Origin of the sequence: Helicobacter pylori (assembly GCF_003637665.1) — a bacterium.
Lineage (GTDB): Bacteria > Campylobacterota > Campylobacteria > Campylobacterales > Helicobacteraceae > Helicobacter > Helicobacter pylori_CK.
Map to the genome: position 1 here is coordinate 1 of NZ_MVWR01000016.1, position 21872 is coordinate 21872.

Sequence of the window (21872 nt, forward strand, 5' to 3'; positions counted from 1 at the left end):
ATCCTCCCTATAAGCTGCGCCTGCGACTTGTCCGTTTTCCTCTTGCAAGAGCTTCTCTAACGCTTCCTTAGGCTTTAGAGCAAACTCGGGGTAATTCTTGCCAAATTCTTTGAGTGGGGTTATAGCGCTTTGTAATTTAAGAAGCTTTTTTGCGTTGGCTTGTTCTAATGGGGATAAATTTGTAGCGTCTTTAGTGGTTTCGTTTAAATTTTCGCTTGTTTTTAATAATCCTCTTGATCTATTAGCGGTTTTTGGGTAGGATTATTCTCTTAGACCACTACATCGCTTAATGCGTTGTCGCTCTTTGCGGTTCTGTTCGGCTGAATAAAAGGGTGGATAATGTCAGCATCTCTTACATGACTTCTCATATACCTTTCATTCAATTTTGGTATAAAAGTCCTTAAAATCGTATCATTATCTTGTGTGATTAACATATATAGGCGTGTTTTGTTTTCGTCTTTAAACGCTTTGATATATTCTTTTTTAGTTATAGCGCTATCTTTATCTTTAATGAAAATTTCAATATGAGGCTCTCTAAGAATAGGCTCTATTAAACTAAGAAATTTTAATCTATCTTGTGAATTGTCTCTTGTTTCTAAATGTTCTAAAAACCTGTCTTTGTTTTCCACGCTCTCTAAAGTTTGTTTAAACTCTTCAACGCTCATGCCTTTAGGCAATGGTGTGGCGCTATCTTTTAGCTTTTCTTCAATGCCTTGTAAAAAGGCTTCTTTGTCTTTGTCTTCTATGACTTCAAAAGGGCGTGTGTCTTGCTCTCTTATGCTTTTAACTAAATTACTCGTTTTAGTGGCTTCTTTAACCTCTTCGCTCGCTTGTTTAACGCCGTTGTTAAACTCTTCAATGATTTTAAGCGTGTTGTTGCTAAATTTAGCGTTTTGCGCGCTTAATTCTAAATTCTTACTAAATTCGCTTATGCTGTGGCTTCGCTCTAACGCTCTTTTTATGTGATACTTTAAAGCCGCTCCTGCGGTGGCTTCGTTTAAAGCTTTGGGTAATTTCACTCCTAAAATGCGATCGGGCGCGTTTCTGTATAAAGTCCCTAGCGTGAATTTAGTCCATTGGTATTTTAACGCTCCGCTTAAAGTGGTCGCTAAACCTTGGCTTAAATTTTTCGTTGTAGCGGGCTTTAGGCTCTCGGCGATCTTAGCGTCGTTCTTAAAAAGCTTATGAAAACCGCTTGATATTGTTTGGAGTTGGTAAATTTAGGGGGTTTGTTAAGGCAGGGGGAGTATTTAGGCAAGGCAAACAGCAAAGTTATAGCAAGCAATGTTTTTTAGCTAAAGTTTTTGGTAGGAAGCCACTTAGCCATGAAAAATGCAATATCTTTAATCTATCGCTTCAAATCAATTGCTCAAAAAACACGCTACTTAGCATAAAATAAAAAATCCTTGAATCAAGCCCAAGTTTGAGAGTTATCGGCTTGAAGTGTTCTTTTTCTTACAATTTTTATCAATGTCAAAATCACACGCTTTTTGCATGTATTCTTCAGCCTTTTTCTTATCTTTTTCCACGCCTAACCCATACTGATAAGACTCTGCTAACCCTTCATAAGCTCTAGAAGAACTCATATCAGCCGCCATTTTATAATAAACAATCGCCTTATCTTTGTCTGGCTCAATACCCAACTGATCATTCCCACTATAATAAATATCCCCTAAAAGGATATAAGCTTCTACATTACCCTTATGCATCGCTTTTCTAAAGCACTCTGTCGCTTTCACATAGTTGCTTGGAACGCCCCTACCCTCCATATACATGATGCCTAAGTTGATATAGGCGTTAGTATAGCCTTTCTCTGTAGCTATTCTAAAATACTCCACGGCTTTCTTTTCATCTTTAGGCACGCCCCTACCCTCTTTATACATCACGCCTAAATTGTTATACCCTCTAGGTATATCGTTATCAACCGCTTTTTGAAAATATTCAGCCGCTTTCTTGTAATCTTTAGGCACACCCCTACCATTTTCATACATGATCCCTAAAAGAACATAAGCAAGCGGTTCGCCATTTTTAATAGCGCTCTTATAAAAAGAAGCCGCCCGCTCATATTCCTTATTATTATAAGCTTCCTCCCCTTTATAAATATAACTCCTTTTTTGTTCAAGGTGTTCTGCACCAAGAGTGCTAAATAAACATAAACTTGCCAAACAAATCTTCAAGGCTAATTTGCTTGCGTATCCCATTGTTACTCCTCTGCTTTAATAAGATCAAACATAATGTCAATGGCTATTAATCTTAAAAAAGAAATTGCATGCGTTCTAAAACCAGCAAACATTCTCAAACTCCATTCTGCATACACCATTTTAGATCTAATATCATCTCTTGTAATGAGAAATTTTACACTATTTTTATGAATTTTAAAACTAAATTTAAGATTTTCTCGCTAAAAAGTCCCCCTCCCTCCCAAAACAATAAGGCTAAATAGGATTAAAATTCTTTCCTTGGATCCGTTGCCCCATAGAAAACGCTCCCTTTAGTTTTAGGCAAAACTTGGATCGCATTCACATCGCCCATGACCGGCTTAGTAACGATTTGATAGCCCATTTTAGTGAGGTTATCTTTCACATCAGCGGGCATGCCAAATTTTTCAATCCTTAATTCATCAGGCAACCATTGCATGTGAAATCTTGGGGCTGAGACCGCTTCAGAAACATTCATATTATAATCAATGACATTAGAAATCACTTGCAACACCGTAGTGATAATCCTAGACCCTCCAGGGCTTCCCACCACCAAAAAAACCTTATTGTTTTTCAACACGATCGTAGGCGACATGGAGCTTAAAGGGCGCTTATTGGCTTCAATCGCATTCGCATCGCCCCCTACTAAACCATAGAGATTAGGATTTCCTGGCTTTATGGAAAAATCATCCATTTCATTGTTCAATAAAAATCCTGCCCCATCAATACTAGCAGCGCTCCCATAAGAAGCGTTAATGGTGTAAGTAACGCTGACTGCATTCCCCCACCTGTCCGCTACAGAATAATGCGTGGTGTTGCTCCCCTCATGCAACTGCCCCATTCCTGGTTTGATTTGAGAGCTTGGCGTAACCGTATCTGGCTGGATAGTATCAAAAATCTTTTTGGCATACGCCTTATTAATCAATTTATCCACCGGCACCGAAACAAAATCAGCGTCTCCCATATAAACCGATCTATCCGCATAAGCTTGGCGCATCGCTTCTGCAGCGATATGGATATTCTTAGAAGCCCCATACCCAAGAGCACTTAAATCCGCATTTTCCATGACATTTAAAATCTGGATCAAATGCGTGCCTCCCGAACTTGGCGGCGACATAGAAATGATCTTATACCCACGATAACTCCCTACCACGGGTTTGCGCCATTTCACATTGTAACTGGCTAAATCTTCTTTAGTGATAATCCCTCCATTTTTTTTCATGTCTTTCTCAATAAGCTCAGCGACTTGCCCTTGATAAAAGCCTTTAGCGCCTAGCGTTTTGATTTGATTCAAAGTCTTGGCTAAATCTTTTTGGACAAATAAATCCCCCTCTTGATAATCAAGATGCCCCTTTTTAAAAAAATACTTTTTGCTAGAACTGTATTTTAAAAACCGCTCCCTTGCTTCCTTTAAGGTTTCTGCTTGTCTTTGTGAAATCGCATAACCATTTTCAGCCAATTTAATGGCAGGATCAATGAGTTGCGATAGTTTTTTAGTGCCGTATTTTTTCAACATCGCTTCCATGCCCGCCACCGTTCCAGGAACCCCGGCCGCCAAATAGCCATCTTCGCTGAGTTTAGGGACTACATTGCCTTGCTTGTCTAAAAACATGTTTTTAGTGGCTTTTAAGGGGGCTTTTTCTCTAAAATCTAAGGCAACATTTTCACCATTAGCTAAATGGATAACCGCAAAACCCCCACCACCAATATTGCCTGCTGCAGGATGGACGACTGCTAGCGCAAAACCTATCGCTACAGCCGCATCAATCGCATTACCCCCCTCTTCTAAAACCTTTTGCCCAATTTCAGTGGCTAGCGGGTGGCTAGAAAGGGCTAACCCCACTTTAGTGTTTTTAATGGGCGGGTAACTCGCTGCACTCAAAGGGCTTAACAAACCCAAAGAGAGCACTATCACACCCAAGCCAATCGTCTTTAAAAAACTCCGTCTCATCTGTTTTCCTTTCAATCAACAATAATCGTTATTATAACACAAGCTTTACAAAACACCCTCTCGCTTATAGCTTACATGATGCTATTAATTGTTTGAGCGCTGGCTATAAAAAAGGCTCAAAAATGAGTTTTAAAATAAATAGAGTTTAAAAAATAAGTTTAATAAGGCTTATTTGATAAAAACGCTATGGGTAGAAAACTTATTGTTTAATCCCCAATAAAGTGTCTATCATCCGATCAATGGCGGTAATGACTTTAGCGTTAGCCGCATAGCCGCTTTGAAACTTGATTAGATTCAGCATTTCTTCATCCACGCTCACTTGCGAAATAGAGAGTTGCTCTTTTTTAATGGTCTCTAACATGCTCTTTTTAGTGTCCAAAATACGCCCTGATTTTTCAGCGTCCGTGTTGATTTTACCGGTTAAAAATTGATAAAACTCACTGATTTTCATTGGTTTAATGTCAAACTTGTCGTTATAAAAATCCACGCTGTCGTATTGCAATTGCTGCATCATGTTCGCCACATCAAAATTCCCGTTAATGGGGGCAAGCCATGGGCGGATAGTGGTAGGCTCTTTTTTGTATTCTTTATTCAAGCTGATATTAGAAGCGTCATCGCCTTGAAAAAAGGGGTTGAGCTTTAACGCCCCCATAAAATTCGTGCCATCATCTTTCATGGAGACAAACAACCCTTGCGAAGCGTTTTTAGGCTGGATAACAAACTTTTTAGTCTCATTGTTAAAGCCCGCTGTGAAATAATCATCAAAATCGTTTTCGGTGTTATTGTCTTGATTGTCATCAGTGTTAGCGTTAATGGCTTGGATAATATCGTTCATGGTTGTAATGGGCGTGATAGCAATGGTTTTTCTGGCGATTTCTTTACCATCGGTGTTGTAAGCGATTAAATCAAACGAGCCGTTTTTGATATTGTAGTTCGTGTCTTTAAAGGCTTCATCGCTATTAAACTCCACAGGCTCGCCTTCAATATTATGACTCGCGCTTTGAGCGTAAATCGCATTAGTGGATTCTATCAAACCCCTAGCAAAAGAATCCAACAAATCAATATAATCTTGCAACTTGCCTTTTAAAGTCCCGTTAGAGCCATCATTATACACATTCAATAACGCCCCCACTTTCCCCTGATTGAGCTTGTCAGTAATATTAGTTACTTTAAAATCATCGCTTTGGAAATAAACCTGATTCAACCCTCCTTTATTTTCGGATTCTTTAACCACTAAAGGGTGGAAAATAGAACCATCAATGATATTGAACCCATGCCCGATATTAAGATTATAGCTTTCATCAAAGTCCGCTGAGTCTTTATCTGTAAGCGAATGGGTTTTAATACTGCTTTTAAAAACATTCCCCCCTAAAAGCTCTCGCAAATGAAACTCTAGTTCGTCTCGCTTATCCCTTAATTCATTGGCATGCTTTAAACTCTTGTTATTTTCCACTTCTTTGATGCGTTTGTTGATCTCAGCGATTTGAGAACCCAAGCTATTGACTTCTTTAATCACGCTTTTTAATTCTTCGCTCGCTTTATGCTGTAAGGTCGTTAACCTCTCTCTAGTGTCTTTAATGTTGTGCGTCAAAGCTTCTGTTTTTTGAGCGAGAGCCTGTTTTTGAGCGGAGTCTTTGGCGTTTTTAGACAATTCTTTCCATGAGTTAAAATAATCTTGCAAATCCGTAAAAAGGCTCGCTTCATCAATGTCCGGAAAATACGCGCTCGCTTCTTTTAAATGCGAAAACTCTGTATCGTAATATGTGTTTTCGTAATTAGCCTTCGTGTAACGAGCAAAAACAAACTCATCATGCACCCTTTCAATGGCTTCTACATCCACGCCCATATTCACGTTTTTAGTGCCATACATATAGGCCGCTTGGGGCTTTGCAATCACGCGCTGACGGCTATAAAATTCATCGCTGGCGTTAGAAATATTATTCCCAGTAACATCCACCATGCTCTGATGGGCTTGTAGGCCCGTGTAAGAAGTGTTGAGTGAAGATAAAATTCCGCCCATTTTACGCCTGCACTCTTAAAAAATGACTCCCCACATGCCTAGAGCCTTTATAATCGCAAGTGTCATGGGGGATGATTTGTTGGATGAGCGAAGAATAAAACTCAGAAACCGCAAACGCCATGCGCGAATAAATCAAGTTTTTTTCTTTCAAAACAAGCAAGGACTCTCGCATTTGGTTTAAAAAACCGCTCGTTTTTTCGTCTAATAATTCACTCATTTCTTTATTAGGGAATTGGTTTTTTAAAGACAACATTTGCACATCTATATTCGCTTTTTCTTTTTCAAAAGCTTGAATCGCTAGCTGTTTTTGATGGTTTCTTTCAAAAATTTCGGTGTGTTTAGCGAGCTTAATGTCTCTTATATCGCACTCCGTTAAATCAATCAATTCTTTCAATTGGTTGAGCGCGTTTTCTAAATGGGAATGTAAAACGACCATAACAAATCCTTTAGCTCTTGTTTCAGCCGTATTCAAGCAAATACTATGCCGTTTTAGAGTTTTACTATCAGCAAATACTTAGTCCAAAAGTTCTGTAGGGTCAATTTTAAACTGCAACATGTTTGCACTTTCTCTGCCATTATCACCTCCCTTTCTTTGAATAGTAATTCTTCCTATTTTGAGTGAGCCTTTTTTGCTTATTTCTACACTTCCATCATCAAAATAATGTTGCATGACAACATTAATTAAAGCCCATTTTATATCAAAATTAATTGCTTGTATGACTAACACCCATTCAGCACTAAACTCACCCCTACCTTTTAAAATATCAGAAACAATCAGCATTTTATTGTCATTTAACCATGCTAATAATTCTTGTTGTTCTTTATGAGAAAATTCATTAATAAGCATTCTTTTATTAGGATATTTTATATCTTGTCTTGTCGGCTTTAACTCTCCTGTAAAATAAGCGAATAATTGATAAATATTAGGGGGAATATTCCACATTTCTTGATAAGATTTGAGCTTTCTTTTATCAATTTGATTAAAACCTTTTTGATTACTCACTAATTTAACTTGTATATTCTCGCTATCTAAGGCTTGTTTTAATTTAATTTGAATGATGACATTTATATCGGCTTTATACCCACTAAGCACATTCGCTTTAACATATTCAATCTTATTTAAATCATAGCCCATAATCATTAACCAAATTTGTGCATCTCTATCATTAGAGTAATCATTGAATTTTTGTGCGACTTTCTTTTCGTTTAAAAAACCATTTTTAGCAATGAGTGAGCCAAAAGAACTTGTATGACTATTCATTAGAAACTGCCTTTAACATTTGCTGTGTGATAGCAGCAATCACATTCACGCTCATCGCATTCCCTGCTTGGGATAGCAAATGGCTTTCTTTAAAGTTAGGATTATCTTTAATCTTATCGATCAAACCTCTAGGAAATCCTTGCAAAAGCAAGCTTTCAATAGCGTTTAATTTCTTAATTTTACCTTTTTGAATATAAAATAGGCCATGTCTTCCTGTCCTTAAAGTAGGAAAAACATTAAAATACAACCTTAAATCAGATTGTCTTGTGTCTAAAACGGCGTTTTCTAAAGTTAAGATATTCTCTAAAGAAACCCGGTTATGGTTGTATTTATTATGCAAATATTTCTGAAAAGTAGCGTTATTAATATCCAAATAACACTCATTATCTGCGTCTAAAAAATCTTCAAAATGATAATCATTGGCTAAACCTAAAGGGAAATTAAACGGGTGTTTTAAATCCTTCCTAAACCCTACAATATAAATGCGTTCTCTATTTTGGGCTAATTGGAAATCAGCACTGTTTAAAATTTGATAATAAGTTGTATAGCCTGCTTCTTGCAAGGCTTTTATAATAATATTAAAAGTTGCCTTTTTATTATGATTGATCAAGCCTTTAACATTTTCAAGCAAGAAAAATTTGGGCTGTTTGACTTTTAAAATGCGAATAAGCCCATAAATAATCGTCCCTCTTTCATCTTCAAGCCCCTTCCTTTTGCCATTAATAGAAAAAGCCTGACAAGGAAACCCACTAATGAGCGCATCAAAATCGGGTAAATCATTAGGATTGATTCGCATCAAATCCCCAAAATTATGGGTATCTTTAAAAAATAATTCATAAGTTCTAAGGGCTTCATGATTGATTTCTGCATGCCCTACGCATTTTAAATGGCATCGCTCCAAGCCCAAACGGCCTCCACCAATACCAGAGCAAAAATCCATAAAAGTTAAAATCCCCAATCAATCATTCCTAACACACAAAAAAACACGCCCTATTTAAGAAAGCAACAAACTCATTTTAAAACACAGAGAAACTAAAATTTAATGAAAAGCAAAATCACAGCAAGAATAAACCCCCTAGAAATGAAGCCGTTAAACCCCCTAGCTTATCCCCAATAAATCCTGTGCCATTTTGTGAGAAGTCTCATGCAAGTTGATTTTATACTGGTTATTTTCAATCGCTTTCTTGATCTCAGCTACCCTATCAAGAGCGACCTCATTGTTTTCAACTTTTTCATTCTTTTCCACACGCTTGTAATTCCCCAAAGACTGCACCGGAGCAAGAGAAGAAACGGCATTAATCATTGTAAAATCCTTTAATTTGATATTCATTCCATTACAGCAAGTATCGGCAAAAAAGAAAAAAAGTTAATGGATTTTTGAAATCTGTTTTTGCAATTCCTTACCAAATTTCTTGGTGGTGGTGATGGGTTTTTTTCCGGTTTCTGCCACAGAGCCAAAAGATTGCGATTGCAAACTTTTAAACATAAAAAACATCAAAAAAATTAAAATATAACAAAACAAAAAAAAGCAAATGGTAGGGAACAGCCAATTTTTAAGATTAGAACTATTCATGACCTTGCCTTTAAACACTCCTATACCCTACTACCCATGCGAGCATGAGCAACCACAGCCCCCACCTTTCTTCCCGCCATGACCCCCATGACCGCCACAGCAACCCGTCCCACCGCCATGGTGTGAAGCTAAAATTTCTTCTTCGCTCACTTCCCTAAAACCTAAAACCTTGAAACGAAACGCTAAAGTTTTCCCGGCTAACGGGTGGTTATAATCCACCATCACATGCGTAGCGCTAAAGTCTTTGATAGTGGCTTGAATGGTTTGATGATCTTCAGTTTGCCCAAAAACGCTCATGCCTTTTTCCAATTCAATGCCTTCAAATTGATCTCTAGGGACTTCTTGCAAATAACTGCTTTCATAAACCCCATAAGCTTCTTCTGGGGCAATAACAACCTCTTCCCACTCGCCAATTTGAGCCTTTAATACCGCTTTTTCTAACCCTGCTATGATTTGATTAGCGCCTATAATAAACTCTAAAGGCTCTTTAGAAATATTGCTGTCTAGCACAACGCTAGAACCTTGCTCCCTCACTTCATATTCAATCAAAGCGGCTTGTTTGATTGACTCTAAATCATGGTTTTGCATGGTGGTGTTTCTCCTTGTTTTCTAAGATATTTTTTGCCATTTTAGCTTGTTCGCTTGAAGGATACAAGTGTTGCAAAGTGTTTAAAAATTTATAATAGTTTTGATCGTCTTTGATTTTTTTAAACGACCATGCCGTATGCCACAAAAGCACAGGCATGTAAGACGCTTTTTTATTTAAAAGAGCGCTCTCTTTGTAATACTTGATCGCTTCTCTATACCTCTTTTCTCCATAAGCCACTTCTCCAAGCGCATAACGCACATAATAAAGTTGGTAACTATTGGCTTCTAACCACAACAAACGCTCTTTGGCTTCTGCATAGGATTTATTTTTAAAAAAAGACAGAGCTTCTTGAAAAATCTCTTTTTGCTTAGACAAATCTCTATCAAACTCAACTTTAGCCTTTTCTTGAGTTTTTCTCTCTTGATTTTTTGGGGATTCGGCTTTCAAAGAGGGGTTTTTATTGGCTGGAACGCTTGGTTTGAGCGGCTTTTCAACTTTTTCCTCTTGTTCTTTGAGGGCTTTTTGGATTAAGGCGATTTGTGAAACCAAATCCTGGCTTAACTTGGTCAATAATTCACTCATCTCTTTATTTTGCTTGTCTAACTGCTGGATAGCTTGCTGGTTAGCGCGAATCTCATTCCTCAAATCCTCCAAAGTTTGCGATTGCTGCTTAAGCGTGTTAGCCTGCACTTCTTGCGAAGCTTTTAAGGCTCGCAAGGATTCTTCTTGGGAAAGGATAGCGTTATTGAGATCTTTAATCTTATTGGCCTGCCCTTCATAAACGCTCCTTAGACCCTCTTGAGCTTGAGTGTTGGCCTCTACTTGCGAATGGATTTTGGTCAAAATATTAGAAAAATTCTTACTATTGACTTGCAACTGCTTGAGTTCTTTTTTGGTAGCCCCGCTTTGCAAATCAAACGCTGAAGGCTCCCCATTGAGAAAAAAGGGAGCGATAAAAGGGATAAAAAAAAGCCTTTTCATCCTAGGATTACTTCACTAATTTGACATCCACTCTTCTGTTTTCTCTGTAGCATTCTCTAGTTTTTTGGGTGCATTTGGGTTTGGTTTCACCAAAACTGATGGTTTTGATCATATCTTTTTCTACCCCTTTAATGACTAAAGCGTTTTTCACACTCAAAGTCCTTTTAACGCCAAGCGCTTGGTTGTATTCGCTAGAGCCAAATTCATCGGTATTGCCTTCCAAAAGCACTTGCATGTGGTTTTCTTTAGCTTTTTGCACGATCTCATCTAAAGTCTCTTGATCGGATTCTTTGATCTCATACTTGTCAAAATCAAAATAAATGGAAGCGATGATAGTCCCGCTCTCAACAGCCGGCTTTTCTTCAACCACTGGAGCTGGCTCTTGTTTAGGCTCCTCTTTAGGCTCTTGTTTTTCTTGAACCGTCTCTGTAGAAACAGGTGCACTTTGAACCGTTTTAGCGCTCACATCACCAGCCACGGTTTCTTTATCCATGTTGTGTTTACAACCAGCTATGAATAAAAAAGCTACCAAGAAACTAAATACAGAAGATCTTTTCATTACAAATTCTCCAAGAATAAAATTTTAATAAGTGTAAATATTAACTCATATTCGCTTAATCTAACCTTACCAATCAAAGGCTTGTATTTTCACATTCTTTAAAGGGAATAAAAAACTCTGATTATAGTCTAGCAAAATAAGCCCCATGGCGTATTCTTGGGGTGTCTTTTTGATATACATGATATTTCTCCCATCCATAGAAAAACGAGGCATTTGGTTAGAGCCATTCACAGTAAGCCTGCGGATATATTTGCTGTTTAGAGTGATCAAATTCAAATTAAACACCGTTTTGCCAAATTCATTAAGATTCTCCCTGCTCACATACACAATACTGTCTTTATAAGCGTCAATGGATTCATTGCTTCTCCCTTCATAAAGGAGTTGCTCCGCGCTCTCTTTTAACCCCAATTTCTTCATATAGATGTTAGGATAACCGGATCTATCCGAAACAAAAGCCATAGATTTGTCATCTTCTAAAAACACTCCTGAGACATCTATCCCAGGATAGCGCGTTATTTTGGTTTTAGTTTTTTTATGCGTGTCATACAAATACACATCCGGTTGGCCATCAGGGGCTAAAGACATTAAAATTTTAGAGCCATCAGAACTCACGCTAGAAACCACAGCCATTCCTTGAGAGCTAGCGATATTCTCATGAGTGGCTTTTTGAATGTTGTATTTTAAAATCATGGGCGTTCTTTCACCATACTGCGTGTAATAAAACTCCGTTTGCTCAGCGTTCGCCCATTTAGGGAAAATATTGAGTCGGTTGTTTTTGATGATTTCTTTTTGATAACGCATCGTATAATCCGCTAGTGCGATGTTTGTGATTCCTGGTCCAATGTATTTAGAAAAAACAATCAGGCGCTTCATCCAAGCGATAGAAGGGGCTTTTAAATAGTCATTCACCACAATGGCCATGTTGTGCGCTGCAAAAGGGTATAGATCTAAACTTACAATAGGGTAGTCAAAAGTCTTTTTGAGCGTTCCTGTATCCACATCATAAAGTTTTAATCGTGAAATTTTATTGCCGTTTTCTACCGCCACGCTCACAAGCGCTACAAGATGGACTTTTTTATCCTTGAGTTCTGCGTAATTGATAGCGCCTTGATCCTTGTTTTGAGAAACATCAAAATGCTGGCTAGTCTTTAAATCATTCGCTAAGACTTCATGCAATTTTAAAGCGTAATTGGCATCGTTATCTATAGAGTAGCGCACTTCAATCTTAGGAAGTTTTTGAATGGTTTTAATAATATCTAGTGTTTTATCTGTTGCAAAAAGCCCTATAGTGCCTATTAAAAAAAGCCATAAATACCTCATTGTTCTTCCTTAGTGGTGAAATTAACTTGAATAGAAATCATGTTTCCTCCAGGATATGGGGGAAAATCCACTTTCTTTAAATCATTTAAAAGGGTCATCACACTCTTGTTATAATCCTTAAAATCAGAGTAGCTAAGAATGGTATAATCAAACTCCCCATCTTTAGTGATCATAATCAGAGCGCTCACTGAAGCCTTGTGATAAAAAACCCCTTTCCAGCCTTTATATAAAATCTGATAGATTTGAGCGTACCACTCTTGGTAAGCCTTTTCATCAACCCCATCTTGTTTAGGGATTTGCAAATCTAAAGTTTTGTTTTTAACGCTTTCTAGTTTTTGCGCGAATTGATCCAAATTCTGTTGCAAACCTTTCAACATCTCTTGACTTTTTTGGTTTTTTCTTAAGCGTTGCTGTTCTTTTAAACGCCTTTGCTCTTCTTCTTGCTCATTTTTTTGCTCATCTTTTTGAGCGTTTGCGTCTGTCTTTTCTTGAAAATCATTGAGTGAAGAGAAAATATCTTCAAGACTTTCTTCTTGTTCTTTAGGATCAATAAAATCGCCCTCCTTATCAGTTGCATTTTTTTCAACTGCTTTTTCATCTTTTTTTTCTTCTGCTTTTTCAGCGATTTTTTCATCTTTTTTTTCATCGCTTGGCAAATCTTCTAAATTCAAATCAATGGCTTGTTCGTTTTTTTTGCCCAAATCTAAAAGGATTTTCTCCGCTTCTTTATTGTGCCTTTCTAGCAACAAGCCATACAACAACAAAGCATAGAGTAAGAACGCTAAAAAGCCAGAAACAACAAAGATCGCGCTCTTACTCATGCAAATTAGCCCTGCTTTTTAAGGACTTGTAATTAAAGAAACTTTTAAAAAACCCGCTTCTTTAATCGTTTTTAACAAATAGATCACTTTGTCATAAGTCAATCGCTTGTCCGCGCGGATACTAACCCTAGTATCTTTATCGTATTTTTTAGAAAGCAAGTTAAAAGTATCCGGGAAGGAGTTGTATTCATAGGTTTGACTATCTATATAGATTTTTGCGTCTTTATCCATGCGGATCTCTATCATTTTATCTTGAGTGGCTCTAGCAGTTTTTGAACCAGAAGGCAAAGCAATCTCTTCTTTATAAGTGAGAGTGGGCGTCGTTACCATAAGAATAGCCAATAAAACAAGCATCACATCCACTAAAGGCGTGATATTGAGTTCTGGCTTGTCTTCATCCCAATAGTTATCGTAATTCATAAAAACCTTCTAACTCCCTATTTAAGATATTTATAAAATCCCCTTAAAGCTTTATTTTTTAGAAGACAAAATATCCACTTGCATCTGCACATAAACCGATAAATCATACACCTTGCGTTTTAAAATCAAGTAAAAAGAATAGGCTGGAATGGCCGCTAAAATACCTGCAGCGGTGGCGATAAGAGCCTTAGAAATAATGGGTGCGATCACCCCAAAAGAAGCTTGACCTAACGCACCCAAATTGTTAAACGCTTCTAAAATTTCAACCACCGTTCCAAACAAACCAATAAAGGGGGCTGTAGAAGAGATGATGCTCAATACCACTAAACCCGTCGTACTTTGCTTAAGAACCTGGTGTTTCCAAGCCTGCAACAATTCATTAGAATACCTTTTGGTCTCATCATTTCTTTTTTTATTAAACATGAAATGCTCTGGAGCGTCTTGCGCCCCATTAAGAATGTTAGACAAAGATTGCATCTCGCGCTTGAGTTCAATCTTTAGCACAATGCTCTTATACAAAAAGACCCATAAAGTCATCACCAAATAAAGCGAAATCCAAACTAAAACAAGCGTGGTAACAAACCCGCTCTTATTGAAAAAATAAACGATTGAATCGAACATGATTATCCCCTTAAAGAGACTCAATCTTAGCCAGCACGCTAGAGACCGCTAACCTGTCAGAGCTTGCGTCCTCTAAAAGCTTTTTAGCCCTAGAGATAGCATCATCTCTGTCGTCTGATTCTTTTTTAATAAAGACCGCCCCATCGGCTAAAATATCCACCCGTTCATTAGTAACTTCTGCATAGCCCCAATTGATCGCAATGTGCTCTTTTTGATTCTCCGTTTCAATCTCAACCACTCCCGCCTGAAGCAAGGTGATCATGTTGCTATGCCCATAAAGCACCCCAAATTCCCCTTCCACTCCTGGCAACACAACGCTTTTAACCTCTCCTGTATAAACTTCCCCCTCAGGAACTACCACACTAATTTTCAACAAAGCCATCACAAAACCCTTAGGAATTTTTCATGTTTTTAGCTTTTTCTAAAACCTCTTGAATGCTGCCTACCATGTAAAACGCGTTCTCAGGAATATGATCGTATTTACCTTCTAAAATCCCTCCAAAGCCCTCTAAAGTCTCTTGAAGGGTTACATATTTACCGGGACTTCCCGTAAACACTTCAGCCACAAAAAACGGCTGGGATAAAAACTTCTCAATTTTTCTGGCCCTTTCAACAATCTTTTTATCCTCTTCACTCAATTCGTCCAATCCCAAAATCGCAATAATATCTTGCAAATCCTTGTATTTTTGCAAAACTTGCTGGATGCCGGTAGCGATTTCATAGTGCTTCTCACCGATCATTTGAGGGCTTAAAATCCTTGAAGTGGAATCCAAAGGATCAACTGCAGGATAAATCCCTTTTTCAGCGATCTTTCTGTTCAACACCGTAGTCGCATCCAAATGCGCAAACACCGAAGCAGGGGCTGGGTCAGTCAAGTCATCGGCCGGCACATACACCGCTTGAACGGAAGTGATAGAGCCATTTTTAGTGGAAGCGATACGCTCTTGAAGTTTCCCCATTTCTCCGGCTAGCGTGGGCTGATACCCCACGGCTGAAGGGATACGGCCTAATAGCGCGCTCATTTCCGCACCGCTTTGAGCGTATCTAAAGATATTGTCAATAAACATCAACACATCTAAGCCCTTTTCATCACGAAAATACTCCGCCATTGTCAAGCCGGTGAATGCGATGCGGTTCCTTGCGCCTGGTGGCTCATTCATTTGCCCATAGCACAGCGCGACTTTGTCTAAAACGCCCCCTTCTTTCATCTCAAAATACAGATCGTTCCCTTCTCTGGTGCGCTCCCCCACACCTGCAAACACCGAATACCCGTTATGTTTGTAAGCCACATTGTGGATAAGCTCCATAATAATCACCGTTTTCCCCACGCCAGCCCCACCAAACAAGCCTACTTTACCGCCCTTAGAATAAGGTGCGAGCAAGTCAATGACTTTAATACCGGTTTCAAACATTTCTGTCTTGGTGCTTTGCTGCTCAAAACTAGGGGCTTTTCTGTGAATGGGCCAGGTTAGGGACGGCTTAAGAGGCTCTAAATTGTCAATGCTCTCGCCCACAACATTAAAAATACGCCCTAACACTTCTTCGCCCACAGGCACTTCAATCATTTTGCCGCGAGCCTTGATCACTTGGTTACGCACCAAGCCTTCTGTCATATCCATAGCAATCGCTCGCACCCGATTACCGCCCAAATGGGCTGCCACCTCTAAAACTAAAGATTTTTGAACACCATTGACTTCAAAATTAATGTCTAACGCTTCAAAAATCGCCGGCAGATAGGATTCAAACTCCACATCTACCACAGGGCCTAAAACCTGAATGATTTTACCTTCCATCGCTTTCATCGCTCCTTGATTAATATAATTTTTATTTTAGGGCTTCTACGCCTGCATTGATTTCTACTAGCTCGGTCGTAATCGCCTCTTGTCTGGCTTTATTATAAGAAATAGTTAAAGTTTTAACCAAATCTTTAGCGTTATTCGTCGCTGTATCCATAGCCTGCATTCTAGCGCTATGCTCTGCAGCTAAAGAATCAATCAAAGCGTAGTATAAACTATACTCCACATATTTTTCTGCCAAAGAGTCTAAAATTTCATCTTCACTCCCACTTGGCTCGCTGGTAATAGTCTCTTGCGTCTCACTAGGCTGAGAGTTTTGGTGGATGATTTTATACCCAATAGGCAAAATTGTTTTGACTCTTATTTCTTGAGTGATCATGTTTTTAAAGCCATTATGAATGATGATGACCTTATCGGTTTTCCCACTCAAATAATCCTCTACCACTTTTTTCATGAATTCCTGCGCGCGTTCATAATTAGGCATAGAACTCAAATTATTGATCTTGTCTAAAACCTCTATCCCGTTAAAGCTAAAATACTCATTACCCTTTTTACCAATACCGCGCAAACGCACTTTAATGTCTTTTTCTTTGTATTCATTCGTGCATGCTAAAACTTTTTTAATGGTATTGGTGTTAAAGCCCCCACAAAGCCCCTTATCGGCTGTGATAAAAATAATATCCACTTTTTTGATTTCAAGTCTTTCTAGTTCCCTAAAATACTTGCTTTGAATGTCTTCAATCCCTTGATTTTTCATCTTGGATAGCACATCATCAAACACAGCGTCTAGCTTCAGTGCATACGCTCTAGAATTTCTTGCAACTTCTTCAGCTTTTCTTAGCTTGGAAGTGGAAACGAGTTTCATCGCATGCGTGATTTTTTGCGTGTTTTTAACGCTTCCAATTTTCTTTCTAATGTCTCTTAAATTCGCCATATTCTAGCCGTCTCCTACTCGCTATAAGTGAGCTTAAATTCCTCTAAGACTTTCCTTAGCATGGCTTCTAAATCCTTATCTAGCACTTTTTTAGTATGGATTTCTTCTAAAACTTGGGGGTATTTTGCTTCCAAGAAAGGGTGCAGTTGCTCTTCAAAATCCACAACTTTTTTCACGCTCACGCTGTCTAAAAAGCCCTTAGCCCCAGCGTAAATAATGACCACTTGCTTTTCAATAGGCAAGGGCGAATAAGGGGCTTGTTTCAGCACTTCCACCATGCGTTGCCCCCTTTCTAATTGCTTCTTACTCGCTTCATCTAAATCAGAAGCGAATTGCGTGAAGGCTTGCAACTCTCTGTATTGTGCTAAATCCAGGCGCAAAGTCCCTGAAACCTGCTTGGTCGCTTTGATTTGAGCGGCCCCTCCAACCCTTGAAACCGATAAGCCCACATTAATAGCCGGGCGGATCCCTGAATAAAACAAATCCGTTTCTAAGAAAATCTGTCCGTCTGTAATAGAAATGATATTCGTAGGGATATAAGCTGAAACATCGCCCGCTTGAGTTTCCACAATAGGGAGCGCGGTCAAAGAGCCGGCACCCTTTTCATCGCAAAGTTTAGCCGCTCTTTCTAAAAGCCGTGAGTGGATATAAAACACATCTCCAGGAAAAGCCTCCCTACCTGGGGGTCTTCTCAAAATCAAAGAAATTTCTCTGTAAGCGACAGCATGCTTACTCAAATCATCATAAATAATTAGGGCATGGCGGGCATGATCTCTAAAGTATTCCCCCATAGCCACACCTGAATAAGGGGCTAAATATTGCATCGCAGCTGAATCTGAAGCCGAAGCGTTGATCACGACGCTGTATTCCATCGCTCCGTATTCTTCTAATTTGCGGACCACTTGTGCGACAGTGGATTCTTTTTGCCCAATAGCCACATAGATACAGATCACATTTTGCCCTTTTTGGTTAATGATCGCATCGATCGCTACGGTAGTTTTACCGGTTTGTTTATCCCCAATAATCAATTCCCTTTGCCCGCGCCCAATAGGCACCAACGCATCAATGGCTTTAATGCCAGTTTGTAAAGGCTCATGCACCGATTTTCTGTCCATAATGCCTGGGGCTTTTTGCTCGATGAGACTGAACTCATTCGTTTCTATCTCGCCCTTGCCATCAATAGGCTCACCCAAAGCGTTTAGCACACGCCCCACAACCGCATCGCCAACAGGAACTTTCATCAAACTCTTCGTGCGTTTAACGCTAGTCCCCTCTTTAATATTGTTGCCAAAACCAAACACAATCACGCCAACGCTATCTTCTTCTAAGTTAGCCGCAACGCCTTTATCTCCTGTTTCAAACTCCAGCACTTCATACGACATCACACCATTTAAGCCATAAACCTTAGCCACACCATCAGCGTATGAAACGACTTTTCCTACTTCAGCCATATCGCAATCAAGTTCAAAATTCTTGATTTTTTCTTCAATAACCGAGCTGATTTCTTCCAATTTTAGTTGGGACATTATCTTTATCTCCTTAGATTGATTAAATAGATTGAATAACCTGTTTTTCTATTTTCTTTAAAATATCTTCTTTAGAAAAGCCTATTTCTAAATCTAGGCTTGAAACGCTCAAAGAAACCCCTTTTTTAGACCAAGTGTCTTGAGCGATTTCTACAGGGGCGTTAAAACGCGCTTGCAATTTTTGTTGCACGGCTTCTAGTTCATTATTTTCAAGCTTTTCTGGGACTAAAAGTGTGGCTTCTAAAGTCTTTTTAGAATCAAAAGACAGCTCTTCAGTGATCAATTCCAACACATCAAGCCTGTTATTTTTTAACACCACTTCCATTACAGGCTTTAAAACTGAACATGCTTTTATAGAAGTTATTTTTTCTAAGATTTCAAACACAACCTCTTTTTTAACTTTTAAAGAAACATGAGCTAACACCTGGTTGAGTTTGTGCCGTCTTATGGCTTCTGTTGCATTTTTAAGCCCTACAACAATTTCTTCCAATAACGCTAGATCGCTTTTAGTGTGGTTTTTCAACGCCTTAGCATAATGCTTAGAGATCACTTTTAAATCTTGCATTTAAAGCCTTTGTTTCAAAATATTCACGCAATCTTGCACATTGAAAGAGACTTTTTTGCTCTCTCTTAGATCTTTAAAAACGCTTTCAACCAGCTCTCTTTTGATCTTTTTAACTTCTAAATCCATCAACGCCTTAGAATTTTTGATCAAATTTTCCACATCCATTTTGGTTTGCAATTCGTATTTTTGCGTGATCGTGTAAGCTTCTTTATTCGCATCAGAAATAATCAATTCAGCTTTTTCTTTGGCTTGCTCTAATTCTTTTAAGAGTTTTTTCTTATTTTCTTTACTCACTTTGAGTTGGGCTTGAATCTCTTCTAAGCGTTTGGAGATTTCAAGGCTTTTGGAGCGTAAAAATGAACGCAGTTTTTTAGCCAGAAAATACCACAAAATCCCCGCAAATAAAAGGAAATTTAAAGAACGCTCTATAATATCTGTTTGTGAAATATCCAATCCAGTAGCGCACAAAGGGCTTAAAAGGATCAAAAACCCTAACACCATTTTAACTAAAAACATCCATCAACTCCCTAAACCCATAGCCACACGCTTGTTTAACTCGTCTTCAAATACCGGCATTTGCGCTTGCAACTGCTCTTTTAAGACTTGCTTTTCATTTTGTAATTGCTTTGCAAACGCTTCAAACTCTTGATTGAGTTCGTTCTCTTTTTGCTTGATCACCGCATCATAGGACTCCGTAGCTTTTTGAATCGCTTCGGCTATCATTTCCCTACGCCTTTCAGCCGCTTCTTTAAGAAGAGTCTCAATTTGATGGCCAATCTCCACGCTTTGGGTGTTATCCGTTTTGATTTTAGCCAAGCTATCCTTTATCTCTGCCTGTCTGTTATCCATAAAAGCCAACAAAGGCCTATACACCCAAACATTCATCGCCCACAACAATAACACAAACACCACAAAAACGACCGCCATTAAATAGGGGTTAACCGATATATTCATAACCTATTTCTTTCCTAAAATCCTACAAAATATTTGAAACTCGCATTTGTTATAAAAACATTAACTCTATCTTAACAAAAAATCGCTTAAAATTTGAGGATATTCAAGCGTTAAGACATCATTTTTTTCATAAAAGCCTCTAAAAGAGAATTTTCATAACATCGTAAAATGATTTTATTCCCTTTCAAAGTGGCTTTAAGCTTGTAACGATCCCACAAACTTTGATTAAAGCGTTCTAATTCATCTTCAGCGATGAGCGTTTGGGTTTCTTTGAAACCATGTTTTTTATTTTCAAAATTTGCGTTTATTTTAAAATCACGCGCTAAATCTTCTGTCTGGCGCACGCTGAGTTTCTGCCCTATGATGGAATTTAAAATCAATTCTTGTTTTTCTTCATCCAAACCCACCAAAACTTTTGCATGCCCTGAAGTGATTTTTTCTTCTAAAAGAGCGTTTTGAACCTTAGAAGAGAGCGTCAATAAACGCATGATATTAGCCACATGGGCTCTGGATTTTTTAACGATTTTAGACAGCTCTTCTTGGGTCATTTGATAGCTTTCAAGCAATTCTTTATAAGATCTAGCTAATTCCAAAGGGTTTAAATCTTCTCGCTGGATATTTTCAATCAAAGCGACTTCACGCATTTTCTCTTGCTCAATATCCACAACAATCGCTTTAATCGTAGGCATTTTAGCCAATTTGCTCGCTCTTAAGCGCCTTTCACCAGCGATCAAATGGTAACGCCCGTTCTCACTCACCACTAAAACCGGTTGCAACAAACCATGTTCTTTGATGGATTGCGCTAATTCTTCTAAAGAATCTTCGCTAAAGACCTTCCTGGGCTGGTAAGGATTGGGCATCACCTCATCAATACCAAGCTCCACAACCCGATTCGCTCTTTCATACAGCCCCTGCTCATACACTTCGTTGATTTCAGGGAAAATATCCGCTAAACCCCTACCCAACACTTTATTTTTTGCCATATGCTACCCTTGAAGAATGCTTTGAGCTAATTTTTGATAAGCGATACTGCCATTAGATTTAATATCATAGAGCAAAATGGGCTTACCAAAACTAGGCGATTCCGCTAGTTTCACGCTTTTAGGGATCATAATATACTCTCCTGTAGCTGAATCTCTAAAAAACTCTGAGTCAAAATACTTGAACAATTCCGCTAAAACCCCTTTTGTCAAATTGAGTTGAGGGACATGCATAGTGGGTAAAAAACCTCTGATTTTGAGCTTAGGGTTCGTGCTTTTTTGCAGCATTCTAATGGTGTTAAGCAATAATTTAGTGCCTTCAAGGGCAAAAAATTCGCATTGGATAGGAATGATCACCGAATGGGCTGCTGAAAGCGAATTGATCGTGAGAGGCCCTAGAGCTGGCGGGGAATCAATAATGATATAATCATAAAGCCCCACCACGCTCTCTAAGGCGTTTTTGAGCATGAGCTCGCCTCGTTTATTCTCATCTTGGCTGTCATAAAAGGTTTTTTCAAACCCGGCCAAACCCAAATTAGAAGGCACTAAATCCAAAAAAGGCATTTGGGTTTTTAAGATCACTTGAGAAATTTGCTTACGGCCAATCAGCACATGATAAATATCATAATCAATTTTATCGCGCCTAAAACCCAAGCTTGAAGTGGCGTTGGCTTGAGGGTCAAAATCAATCAACAAGATTTTTTTTTCATGCGCCGCTAAAGAAGCCGATAAATTAACCGCTGTTGTTGTTTTGCCCACACCCCCTTTTTGATTAGCCACTGCAATGATTTCACTCATCATAC

General features: G+C 38.6%; 26 protein-coding genes and 1 pseudogene. 1 reads left to right on the forward strand and 26 read right to left on the reverse strand.

All coding sequences use genetic code 11. The features are described from left to right. A pseudogene (locus tag EAL49_RS08615) lies at positions 1-269 on the reverse strand (DUF3519 domain-containing protein); the annotation flags it as partial. Beyond that, positions 270-1019, reverse strand: coding sequence for a PBECR2 nuclease fold domain-containing protein (locus EAL49_RS07790; protein ID WP_423750158.1), 750 nt, complete (start codon positions 1017-1019; stop codon positions 270-272). Here EAL49_RS07790 and EAL49_RS07795 point away from each other — a divergent pair. Then, entirely contained in the window at positions 988-1188 is a 201-nt protein-coding gene (locus tag EAL49_RS07795) for a hypothetical protein (RefSeq protein WP_041926040.1), read from the forward strand. The two genes, EAL49_RS07790 and EAL49_RS07795, sit on opposite strands and share 32 nt — an antisense overlap. A 242-nt stretch (positions 1189-1430) precedes the next feature. Here the strand turns inward: EAL49_RS07795 and EAL49_RS07805 are convergent, their stop codons facing one another. The 24 genes from EAL49_RS07805 to soj form a co-directional block, all read right to left on the reverse strand. Then, complete coding sequence (locus EAL49_RS07805) at positions 1431-2201, reverse strand: HP1117 family Sel1-like repeat protein (protein ID WP_120829703.1); 771 nt, start codon at positions 2199-2201, stop codon at positions 1431-1433. A 244-nt stretch (positions 2202-2445) separates the two neighbouring features. Continuing rightward, positions 2446-4149: a gamma-glutamyltransferase gene (gene ggt / locus EAL49_RS07810; RefSeq protein WP_120829704.1), complete on the reverse strand. Its 1704-nt coding sequence runs from the start codon at positions 4147-4149 to the stop codon at positions 2446-2448. A gap of 199 nt (positions 4150-4348) precedes the next feature. Then, on the reverse strand, positions 4349-6169 hold the full coding sequence (gene flgK, locus EAL49_RS07815; RefSeq protein ID WP_120829705.1) for a flagellar hook-associated protein FlgK: 1821 nt from the start codon (positions 6167-6169) through the stop codon (positions 4349-4351). 1 nt (position 6170) lies between these two features. Further along, positions 6171-6605, reverse strand: a complete 435-nt coding sequence (locus EAL49_RS07820) for a hypothetical protein (RefSeq protein WP_120829706.1) — start codon at positions 6603-6605, stop codon at positions 6171-6173. A gap of 78 nt (positions 6606-6683) precedes the next feature. Beyond that, positions 6684-7430, reverse strand: coding sequence for a PDDEXK family nuclease (locus EAL49_RS07825; RefSeq protein ID WP_120829707.1), 747 nt, complete (start codon positions 7428-7430; stop codon positions 6684-6686). Next, a complete protein-coding gene (locus EAL49_RS07830) occupies positions 7423-8388 on the reverse strand; it encodes a DNA cytosine methyltransferase (RefSeq protein WP_162973141.1) in 966 nt (321 codons plus the stop codon). The genes EAL49_RS07825 and EAL49_RS07830 overlap by 8 nt, the downstream gene beginning before the upstream one ends. 141 nt (positions 8389-8529) lie before the next feature. Beyond that, positions 8530-8733 carry a flagellar biosynthesis anti-sigma factor FlgM gene (locus EAL49_RS07835; RefSeq protein WP_001847242.1) on the reverse strand — a complete coding sequence of 68 codons (204 nt, stop codon included), beginning with the start codon at positions 8731-8733 and terminating at the stop codon, positions 8530-8532. 63 nt (positions 8734-8796) lie between these two features. Beyond that, positions 8797-9003 carry a hypothetical protein gene (locus EAL49_RS07840; RefSeq protein WP_001088955.1) on the reverse strand — a complete coding sequence of 69 codons (207 nt, stop codon included), beginning with the start codon at positions 9001-9003 and terminating at the stop codon, positions 8797-8799. A gap of 30 nt (positions 9004-9033) precedes the next feature. Next, on the reverse strand, positions 9034-9591 hold the full coding sequence (locus EAL49_RS07845) for an FKBP-type peptidyl-prolyl cis-trans isomerase (protein WP_001179317.1): 558 nt from the start codon (positions 9589-9591) through the stop codon (positions 9034-9036). Continuing rightward, on the reverse strand, positions 9578-10573 hold the full coding sequence (locus EAL49_RS07850) for a hypothetical protein (protein WP_120829708.1): 996 nt from the start codon (positions 10571-10573) through the stop codon (positions 9578-9580). The genes EAL49_RS07845 and EAL49_RS07850 overlap by 14 nt, the downstream gene beginning before the upstream one ends. Positions 10574-10580: 7 nt before the next feature. Beyond that, positions 10581-11132 carry an outer membrane protein Omp18 gene (locus EAL49_RS07855; protein ID WP_000831130.1) on the reverse strand — a complete coding sequence of 184 codons (552 nt, stop codon included), beginning with the start codon at positions 11130-11132 and terminating at the stop codon, positions 10581-10583. Positions 11133-11198: 66 nt separating this feature from the next. Then, the gene (gene tolB / locus EAL49_RS07860; protein WP_120829709.1) at positions 11199-12452 is read right to left on the reverse strand and encodes a Tol-Pal system protein TolB; all 1254 of its coding nucleotides are present in this window, start codon (positions 12450-12452) and stop codon (positions 11199-11201) included. Next, positions 12449-13273, reverse strand: a complete 825-nt coding sequence (locus EAL49_RS07865) for an energy transducer TonB (RefSeq protein ID WP_120829710.1) — start codon at positions 13271-13273, stop codon at positions 12449-12451. Before EAL49_RS07865 ends, tolB begins: the two co-directional genes overlap by 4 nt. A gap of 18 nt (positions 13274-13291) precedes the next feature. Then, entirely contained in the window at positions 13292-13693 is a 402-nt protein-coding gene (locus EAL49_RS07870; RefSeq protein ID WP_001105106.1) for an ExbD/TolR family protein, read from the reverse strand. A 51-nt stretch (positions 13694-13744) separates the two neighbouring features. Further along, the gene (locus EAL49_RS07875; RefSeq protein WP_000460424.1) at positions 13745-14314 is read right to left on the reverse strand and encodes a MotA/TolQ/ExbB proton channel family protein; all 570 of its coding nucleotides are present in this window, start codon (positions 14312-14314) and stop codon (positions 13745-13747) included. 10 nt (positions 14315-14324) lie between these two features. Then, on the reverse strand, positions 14325-14696 hold the full coding sequence (gene atpC / locus EAL49_RS07880; protein WP_001196331.1) for an ATP synthase F1 subunit epsilon: 372 nt from the start codon (positions 14694-14696) through the stop codon (positions 14325-14327). A 10-nt stretch (positions 14697-14706) separates the two neighbouring features. After that, complete coding sequence (gene atpD, locus EAL49_RS07885) at positions 14707-16107, reverse strand: F0F1 ATP synthase subunit beta (protein WP_033590403.1); 1401 nt, start codon at positions 16105-16107, stop codon at positions 14707-14709. Between the two features lie 31 nt (positions 16108-16138). After that, positions 16139-17044: an ATP synthase F1 subunit gamma gene (gene atpG / locus EAL49_RS07890; protein WP_120829711.1), complete on the reverse strand. Its 906-nt coding sequence runs from the start codon at positions 17042-17044 to the stop codon at positions 16139-16141. A 14-nt stretch (positions 17045-17058) separates the two neighbouring features. After that, on the reverse strand, positions 17059-18570 hold the full coding sequence (gene atpA, locus EAL49_RS07895; RefSeq protein ID WP_000080508.1) for a F0F1 ATP synthase subunit alpha: 1512 nt from the start codon (positions 18568-18570) through the stop codon (positions 17059-17061). 22 nt (positions 18571-18592) lie between these two features. Further along, on the reverse strand, positions 18593-19135 hold the full coding sequence (locus tag EAL49_RS07900) for a F0F1 ATP synthase subunit delta (protein WP_120829712.1): 543 nt from the start codon (positions 19133-19135) through the stop codon (positions 18593-18595). Next, entirely contained in the window at positions 19136-19651 is a 516-nt protein-coding gene (locus EAL49_RS07905) for a F0F1 ATP synthase subunit B (protein WP_000480446.1), read from the reverse strand. Between the two features lie 3 nt (positions 19652-19654). Next, positions 19655-20089 (reverse strand): FoF1 ATP synthase subunit B', encoded by a 435-nt coding sequence (locus EAL49_RS07910; protein WP_120829713.1) that lies wholly within the window; start codon positions 20087-20089, stop codon positions 19655-19657. Between the two features lie 110 nt (positions 20090-20199). Continuing rightward, positions 20200-21072: a ParB/RepB/Spo0J family partition protein gene (locus tag EAL49_RS07915; RefSeq protein ID WP_120829714.1), complete on the reverse strand. Its 873-nt coding sequence runs from the start codon at positions 21070-21072 to the stop codon at positions 20200-20202. A gap of 3 nt (positions 21073-21075) precedes the next feature. Continuing rightward, positions 21076-21867, reverse strand: a complete 792-nt coding sequence (gene soj, locus EAL49_RS07920; RefSeq protein WP_025444666.1) for a chromosome partitioning ATPase Soj — start codon at positions 21865-21867, stop codon at positions 21076-21078. Positions 21868-21872: the final 5 nt, after the last annotated feature.

Bases quoted from the DNA above. Each gene is read 5' to 3' on its own strand.
- atpA (WP_000080508.1), bottom strand. From the start codon at position 18,570: ATGTCCCAACTAAAATTGGAAGAAATCAGCTCGGTTATTGAAGAAAAA.
- ggt (WP_120829704.1), bottom strand. From the start codon at position 4,149: ATGAGACGGAGTTTTTTAAAGACGATTGGCTTGGGTGTGATAGTGCTC.
- EAL49_RS07875 (WP_000460424.1), bottom strand. From the start codon at position 14,314: ATGTTCGATTCAATCGTTTATTTTTTCAATAAGAGCGGGTTTGTTACC.
- EAL49_RS07840 (WP_001088955.1), bottom strand. From the start codon at position 9,003: ATGAATAGTTCTAATCTTAAAAATTGGCTGTTCCCTACCATTTGCTTT.
- EAL49_RS07855 (WP_000831130.1), bottom strand. From the start codon at position 11,132: ATGAAAAGATCTTCTGTATTTAGTTTCTTGGTAGCTTTTTTATTCATA.
- EAL49_RS07820 (WP_120829706.1), bottom strand. From the start codon at position 6,605: ATGGTCGTTTTACATTCCCATTTAGAAAACGCGCTCAACCAATTGAAA.
- EAL49_RS07915 (WP_120829714.1), bottom strand. From the start codon at position 21,072: ATGGCAAAAAATAAAGTGTTGGGTAGGGGTTTAGCGGATATTTTCCCT.
- atpC (WP_001196331.1), bottom strand. From the start codon at position 14,696: ATGGCTTTGTTGAAAATTAGTGTGGTAGTTCCTGAGGGGGAAGTTTAT.
- EAL49_RS07845 (WP_001179317.1), bottom strand. From the start codon at position 9,591: ATGCAAAACCATGATTTAGAGTCAATCAAACAAGCCGCTTTGATTGAA.
- EAL49_RS07910 (WP_120829713.1), bottom strand. From the start codon at position 20,089: ATGAATATATCGGTTAACCCCTATTTAATGGCGGTCGTTTTTGTGGTG.
- EAL49_RS07835 (WP_001847242.1), bottom strand. From the start codon at position 8,733: ATGATTAATGCCGTTTCTTCTCTTGCTCCGGTGCAGTCTTTGGGGAAT.
- EAL49_RS07850 (WP_120829708.1), bottom strand. From the start codon at position 10,573: ATGAAAAGGCTTTTTTTTATCCCTTTTATCGCTCCCTTTTTTCTCAAT.
- EAL49_RS07865 (WP_120829710.1), bottom strand. From the start codon at position 13,273: ATGAGTAAGAGCGCGATCTTTGTTGTTTCTGGCTTTTTAGCGTTCTTA.
- flgK (WP_120829705.1), bottom strand. From the start codon at position 6,169: ATGGGCGGAATTTTATCTTCACTCAACACTTCTTACACGGGCCTACAA.
- atpD (WP_033590403.1), bottom strand. From the start codon at position 16,107: ATGGAAGGTAAAATCATTCAGGTTTTAGGCCCTGTGGTAGATGTGGAG.
- EAL49_RS07870 (WP_001105106.1), bottom strand. From the start codon at position 13,693: ATGAATTACGATAACTATTGGGATGAAGACAAGCCAGAACTCAATATC.
- tolB (WP_120829709.1), bottom strand. From the start codon at position 12,452: ATGAGGTATTTATGGCTTTTTTTAATAGGCACTATAGGGCTTTTTGCA.
- soj (WP_025444666.1), bottom strand. From the start codon at position 21,867: ATGAGTGAAATCATTGCAGTGGCTAATCAAAAAGGGGGTGTGGGCAAA.
- EAL49_RS07805 (WP_120829703.1), bottom strand. From the start codon at position 2,201: ATGGGATACGCAAGCAAATTAGCCTTGAAGATTTGTTTGGCAAGTTTA.
- atpG (WP_120829711.1), bottom strand. From the start codon at position 17,044: ATGGCGAATTTAAGAGACATTAGAAAGAAAATTGGAAGCGTTAAAAAC.
- EAL49_RS07825 (WP_120829707.1), bottom strand. From the start codon at position 7,430: ATGAATAGTCATACAAGTTCTTTTGGCTCACTCATTGCTAAAAATGGT.
- EAL49_RS07900 (WP_120829712.1), bottom strand. From the start codon at position 19,135: ATGCAAGATTTAAAAGTGATCTCTAAGCATTATGCTAAGGCGTTGAAA.
- EAL49_RS07905 (WP_000480446.1), bottom strand. From the start codon at position 19,651: ATGTTTTTAGTTAAAATGGTGTTAGGGTTTTTGATCCTTTTAAGCCCT.